Annotated in this window: 6 protein-coding genes; 2 read left to right on the top strand and 4 right to left on the bottom strand. The window is 56.4% G+C overall.

Features of this window, described 5'->3' with window-relative positions:
- Both H1Y01_RS15270 and murB read right to left on the bottom strand, forming a co-directional pair.
- A partial coding sequence (locus H1Y01_RS15270) for an FG-GAP repeat domain-containing protein (protein ID WP_180541375.1) occupies positions 1-803 on the bottom strand: 803 nt, incomplete at its 3' end.
- Between the two features lie 61 nt (positions 804-864).
- Positions 865-1,872: a UDP-N-acetylmuramate dehydrogenase gene (murB, locus tag H1Y01_RS15275; RefSeq protein WP_180541376.1), complete on the bottom strand. Its 1,008-nt coding sequence runs from the start codon at positions 1,870-1,872 to the stop codon at positions 865-867.
- 102 nt (positions 1,873-1,974) lie between these two features.
- Here murB and H1Y01_RS15280 point away from each other — a divergent pair, with 102 nt between their 5' ends.
- Together H1Y01_RS15280 and H1Y01_RS15285 are read left to right on the top strand one after the other, a co-directional pair.
- Positions 1,975-2,688 (top strand): DUF2461 domain-containing protein, encoded by a 714-nt coding sequence (locus H1Y01_RS15280; protein WP_180541377.1) that lies wholly within the window; start codon positions 1,975-1,977, stop codon positions 2,686-2,688.
- Positions 2,689-2,716: 28 nt separating this feature from the next.
- Positions 2,717-3,766, top strand: coding sequence for an alpha/beta hydrolase (locus H1Y01_RS15285; RefSeq protein ID WP_180541378.1), 1,050 nt, complete (start codon positions 2,717-2,719; stop codon positions 3,764-3,766).
- A 9-nt stretch (positions 3,767-3,775) separates the two neighbouring features.
- Here H1Y01_RS15285 and H1Y01_RS15290 read toward each other — a convergent pair whose 3' ends face one another.
- Positions 3,776-4,453, bottom strand: a complete 678-nt coding sequence (locus H1Y01_RS15290) for a hypothetical protein (RefSeq protein WP_180541379.1) — start codon at positions 4,451-4,453, stop codon at positions 3,776-3,778.
- A 94-nt stretch (positions 4,454-4,547) separates the two neighbouring features.
- Positions 4,548-6,150: outer membrane beta-barrel protein (locus H1Y01_RS15295; RefSeq protein WP_180541380.1), on the bottom strand; the 1,603-nt coding region annotated here is incomplete at its 5' end.

Raw genomic sequence — 6,150 nt, forward strand, 5'->3', positions numbered from 1 at the left:
ACTAAGTCCGCGTAACGATCCGCGTTCAGATCACCTGCGGCCATAAGATTCAGATTGGGACCGAGATTCACAGGCACGGTCTCGTGCTCCGGAAAGCTCCCGGCTCCGTTACCTAGCAGAACCTGTATGAACTTCGGACCCGAGTCCCCACCTTCAACAGCTGCTAGATCGATCTTGCCGTCTCCGTTGAAGTCGCCTATCGTGTATTCCGAAACGAAAGCTGGTAGCGGGACATGGCGTGGCGCCTCGAACGCCCCGTTGCCGATCCCGAGCTGCACTTCCATCACATCCTCATTCGGGCTTCGTAGGATCCAGCTGATGTCGGGAATGCCGTCATTGTTGAAGTCAGCTGTCTCCAAGTAAATGGCCACCAACGGTATGCTCGTAACCACGCCCACGCGGAACGTTCCGTCCCCGTTGCCCAGCATCGTGACAATCTGACTTTCATTGGTCGCGTAGACTTCTTGCAGCAACACTAAGTCTTCAATTCCATCACCATTGAAGTCGCCGGCCACTGCGGTTATGTAGCTGAGGACCGGCGAGATCGGCGTCACGATCGGAGCGCCCACAGGTCCTTCTCCAACGCCAGGGTAGACAAGGATTTCGTTAAGAGCCACCACCACCACGTCCGGCTTGCCGTCGCCGTTGAAGTCACCTTGTAACAGCGATCCGATCTCATCCCCTAAGGTCGACGGCAAGTTGGTTACCTGGTTCGCCCGGAAGCTAATCGGCTGAGCCAGACCGGATTGTTCGCTGAGCAATAGAAGGCAGGCAAAAGATAGCGCGACAACCAGGGAACGCATAGGAACCTTACAGTAACACTTCCCCCCGGTCAGCGCTCGTGCATAAGACAAATCCGCAGACTTACTCCGCGAACTCGCCGATGTACTGGACTTCCTCTTCAAGCGAAATTCCGAAACGGTCGCCGACAGCGCGTTTCAACTGGCGAATAACTGCGACCAGATCCCGCGCGGTGCCGCGTCCGTCGTTATAAATCAGATTAGCGTGATAGGTTGCAACCTGGATATCCCCCACGCGCATTCCCTTGGCGCCCACCTGTTCGAGAAACCACGCGCTGGGGACTTTGCCCTCGCGAATTACGTTGGCGGGAAGCTCGGCTTGAACCGCGGGGGGCAACTCGGCGAGAAGAAAGTTTTTGAAGATGCTTCCGGCGCACTTCATCGTCGGCGGGTACTTCGCATCGCGGATGCGCCGGATGTCGTTCGCAATCCGTTGCAGTTCGACCGCGTCGGCATTGTCGAGGCGAAGTATGCAATTGAGGATGATCCAGTCCTTACGTTGCTTGAAGATACTCTCGCGATAGCGGAACTCACATGCGGCATTGTCGAAGGTCCGCGTGCCCTCGCCGTTGAGAAAGGTTACTGCGTGTACCCGCTCGGAAATGGAGTGACCGTAAGCCCCGGCGTTTCCATAAACCGCGGCCCCCACCCAACCGGGAATGCCCGTCATGGTTTCGAGGCCGCGCAGTCCGCGAGCCGTGGAGAAATCCACGACATCCTGAAGGACAGCGCCGGCTTCAACAGTGACTGCGGCGCCCGATGCAGTGGGATCTACCTGCAAGGAAGAGCCCTGAAACTTGAGAACGACGCCGCGGAAACCGGCATCGGAAACGACTAGATTCGAGCCGCCCCCGATCACCACCCACGGCAGGCCGCTTTCCTGCGAGATCGTCAGCGCTTGAGCGAAACTTGCGATGCGATCGGCGGTGACGAGAAGGTCGGCTGGACCTCCGATCGCGAATCGCGTATGCGCGGAAAGCGGCTGGTTTTCAAGAATTTCGAGGCCCGGAACAGAGGCGAGTTGCGCGCGCGCACGCGTCAACAGCTCAGTCTTGTCCGGCGCCACAATCATCTGCTCATTATAGAGTTGGCTCCGGGTACGCCGATTATGCGGAGAATCCACGGTCCTTCGTCGGAGCGCGAAGGACGCTGAGTCATGATAGATACGGGTTCCATGAATGACCAGCCTCAGGCATTTTCACCGGAAGCGTTGAAGTTTTTGCGGGCGCTGCAGCGGAACAACGACCGCGAGTGGTTCCAACCGCGCAAAGAGCAATTCGAAGCGGTGCTGCGCAATCCGATGATCGAGCTCTGCGGGCGTTTGAACACGCGCCTCATGACCTTCGCGCCGGACTATGTTACCGATCCGTCGAAGGCGGTGTTCCGGATCTACCGCGACACGCGTTTCAGTACCAATAAGACTCCTTATAAGACGCACCTCGCGGCCGTTTTCAGTCATCGCGCGATGCCCAGGAATTATGGGGCGGGCTTCTATTTTCAGATTTCGCTGGAGAAGACCGGGATCGGCGGAGGCATCTACCAGCCGGGTCCCGAGCTGCTGAAGAAGATCAGGGAGCATATCGGGACGAAGTTTGAGGAATACGAGACAGTGATGCGGAAGATCCGGGCGAAGAAGGTTGCAGGGGAGTTCGAAGGGCAGCCGATGACGCGCGTTCCGAAGGGTTGGGATCCGCAGCATGAGGCGGCCGAATTGTTGAAGTGCCGCAGCCTTTTCTTTTATGCGGAGCTACCGCCTGAAACCGCTCTATCATCGGACCTGGAAGACGAAATAACGAAGCGTTTTCGCGCGATCGCACCGTTTGTGCGGTTGATAGACGAGGCGGTAGTCGGTTCGCGAAGCTCCTCGTCGAACGGCTTTCTTGAGTAGCACGGTACTCTAAAGTAGACCAAAACAGATGATAGGCAATTACTACTCGCGGCGGATGAAAGCCTGGGAGCAGGAGCTCTGCAGCCGGGCGACCAATCGCGTCGTGCGTCCGTTCGAATGGGGTCTCGACTGGGTAGAGCGCTGGCCGGATGCTGTTCGGACGCCGCGCAACGGTCACGGCGCCGAGGCTTATATCAAGCTGTTGAACGAGATCGCGCTGCGGGATAGCGGGAAGTTCTTCGATTATGAGAAGCCGCGGGAATTTTCGTTAGTCGGCGATCAGGTGCAGTTCCGCTCGCCCGTGGATACACCGTATCCCGAGAACAACACGGTTCACCTGCGTTATTTTCCGGCGACATCCAAGGGAGTTCCAGTTAAGAAGGCCGTAGTCGTTCTGCCGCACTGGAATGCGAGCCCCCACCAGCATGTCGCGCTATGCCGGGGAATTCAGAAGCTTGGGCTATCTTCCGTGCGGGTTAGTTTGCCGTATCATGACGACCGGATGCCGCCGGAACTGGAACGCGCGGATTATGCGGTGTCTTCTAACATCGGGCGGACGCTGGATGCGACGCGCCAGGCAGTGCTTGATGTAAGAGCTTCGGTCGATTGGCTGGAATCGCGGGGTTATGAACAGTTCGCGATCGTTGGAACCAGTCTAGGAAGCTGCTACGCTTTTCTGGCGAGCGCCCATGACGAGCGGCTGCGCGTGAATGTGTTCAACCATTGCTCGGCTTACTTCGCGGACGTCGTCTGGACCGGGTTATCGACGCAACATATTCGTAAGACGCTGGAGCCGAATATATCGCTGGAGACGCTGCGAACGGCGTGGGATGTTCTGAATCCGGTTCATTACATGGACCGTTTCGCCGCACTGGAGAAAGATAGCTTGTTCATGTATACAAGCTATGACACAACCTTTCTACCGCAGTTCTCTAAAGTGGCCGTAGACCATATACGACAGCGCGGATTGAAGCACCGGGTCGTGGTATTACCTTGCGGTCATTACACGATGGGCGAGTCGCCGTTCAAGTACATCGCCGGTTACCAGATTTGTTCGTTTGTTAAGCGGAAGTTATAAGAATCCGACTTACAGTTCCAGATTGCCGCCGAAGTACATATCGGCTGCATCAAAAGACTGCGAGATAAAAACTCGCCCGATCTGAGCCTGGAAATCGAAGCGGTCGCCCTTGGTGATCTCCGCCGCGGACGGAAAACGGTAAAGGACGATCGTTCCGTCTTCCTGCTGCAGGACTTCTACCTCCACCGGGCGCACATCAGACTTACCGGGCCGTTTCAGAACAGCCAGTTTCTTGAGCGGCTCACCTAAGCTCTTCGGAGTTCCTTTGGCGTTACTTGGCGGAATCCCATAGACAGCCACAACATAGCCTCCGGTCTCTACGGCAGGCGCCTCGGTGGAGTTAGTCTTTAGTTCCGCAAGACGGATCGGAAGGGCGCTCTCCCAACGAAGCTGCACCGGGATGTACTGGCCGGCGGTCAGGGTTTGCTTCTCGGGCCGGACCAGGTCGAGGAGACTGGTCGGCAAGTGAACGCGTGGCCGACCGTCCGCTAGACCGTCGTAACCGATGCCGTGCGGCTGGCCCATGTTTCCGCCCTCGCGGCGTTCATCCTCGGTCTGCAATGGCGCTACGCGCGCCCACACAGGTTTGGACCACGGGGAGTTGGTGAGGATCTCGCGGCTATCTTCGGGCGTCCAATCGCTACTTCGTTTGGTTTTCCAGGAGGGGTCCGCCGCTAGCAGAAGCATGGCACTTGATAAAAAGAGCCAAAGCAATCTGGACCTGTGTTTACCGATGCTTTTATCGGCGTTCATCTGCGTTCATCCGCGGCTCATAGATTCTCTAAAACTTGACCATTAAGTCAATATCGAAGAGCGTTTCATCTCTCCGGAGATCGGGGAACCAGACGCCCCCGTTGGAAGCGCAACTGGCGGTCGCGGCCGACAGAGAGGTTTGCCCGGATGGATTGCCGTTCTGACAAGCATATTGGGTCGGGAAGCCGTTGTTGGTTAAAGGCGGTGGTGTCACGCCTCCAGCGCCTGACCAATAGGGTACGCTGGCATGACGGTAATCGCCTTCGAAGCGGAACGTGAGCCATTGCTTGGGCATATAGTCGAAGGTGCCGGAAACATCCCAGGCCTTGAACGGATCTCCGGGATTCTCGGTGAAGTACGGCGAATTGAGCGCCGCCGAAGCCGCTGTTTCTCCGTTGATCGGCGGGAGAAGAACAAGGTAGCGTCCGGGGTTATTGATCTGGCCGCCGCCGAGGGTGAATCCGAATAAGTCGCGGTGAAACCAGAAGCGGTTATAGACCATATAGCCGATAAAGCTCTGTTTGGGGCCGCCTTTGGTATCTCCATGGCAACTTACACCTCCGCCGAACTCGCAGCCGAGATCGCCGGTAAAGCTCAGGGCTATCTTATCCAGACCATTACCCGGTCGATCGAAATACTTGATTTCGACGCTGTTATCGGTATGGATGCGGGCGCGATGCGGCGTGTAGAGATCGTCGTGACCCAACCCATAGTTATTCGAAAGAATATTCAGCCACGGATACGGAGTGTACTTGATCTGACCGCCGAGACCTTTTCTTGAATTCGCCGAACCATAGGATTGCCAGCCGTTGATAATCCACGGCTCGATCTTCAGGTGGTGTGTCGGGAAAGTCTGGATGCGGATTCCCTCAAAGAACCAGGGAGTGTTCGACGAAACATAAGACGGCTGATAAGCCCAGTTATCGAAATTGTAATAACTGAACAGGCCGATGTAAGACATGAAAATGCCAGCATCAATATTGATCCCGTCCAACACGTTGAGGTGATATCCACCGTAGGCCTCGGCCAAATAGCGATCGGCGTCGGCGATGTTCCATTGTCCCTTGGCATAACTCGGGTCATTGCGAATCGTCGCCGTGGAATACATGCCAAACTGCGTCATAAAGCGCGCGCGCACATTGTCATAGTGGAAGTCGCCGCCCAGCCCAAGCTGCTCAAGCTGAATTTCATTGGAGCGAAACAGTTCGCTCGATCCGCCCATGGAATCGTCGACAGGTTTATTGAAGTCGTAGGTATACGTAATATCGGCGCGAATTTCCGGAGTGAAGAATTTCGTGTCAAACGCAACGTCTTTGTTACGCGGATTGCCGTTCAACCAAGTCCAGTCGTAATCCGCGAAAGGCGTAACATTATCGACTGCGGGGGCAGTTGCGGCTTCTACTGTCTTTTGACCGCCCGGAGCCCCGGCGCTTTGTCCACCAGGCGCCGTACTCTGAGGAATGGCGTTGGTTGCTACTTCTTCTGGTTCCGGACGCTTCATGAAGCCGCCGGCAATCGGGGAGTTGTCGCCCGGCGAAATCTTTTCAGGCGCAGGGTTTGTCTTCTGAGCGCTCAACAGAGCCTCAAGCTGTTCAATCCGCCGCTTCATCGCTTCCAGCTCTTCCGTAACA

This window comes from Nevskia soli (genome assembly GCF_903970205.1).
Taxonomy (GTDB): domain Bacteria; phylum Acidobacteriota; class Terriglobia; order Bryobacterales; family Bryobacteraceae; genus Bog-113.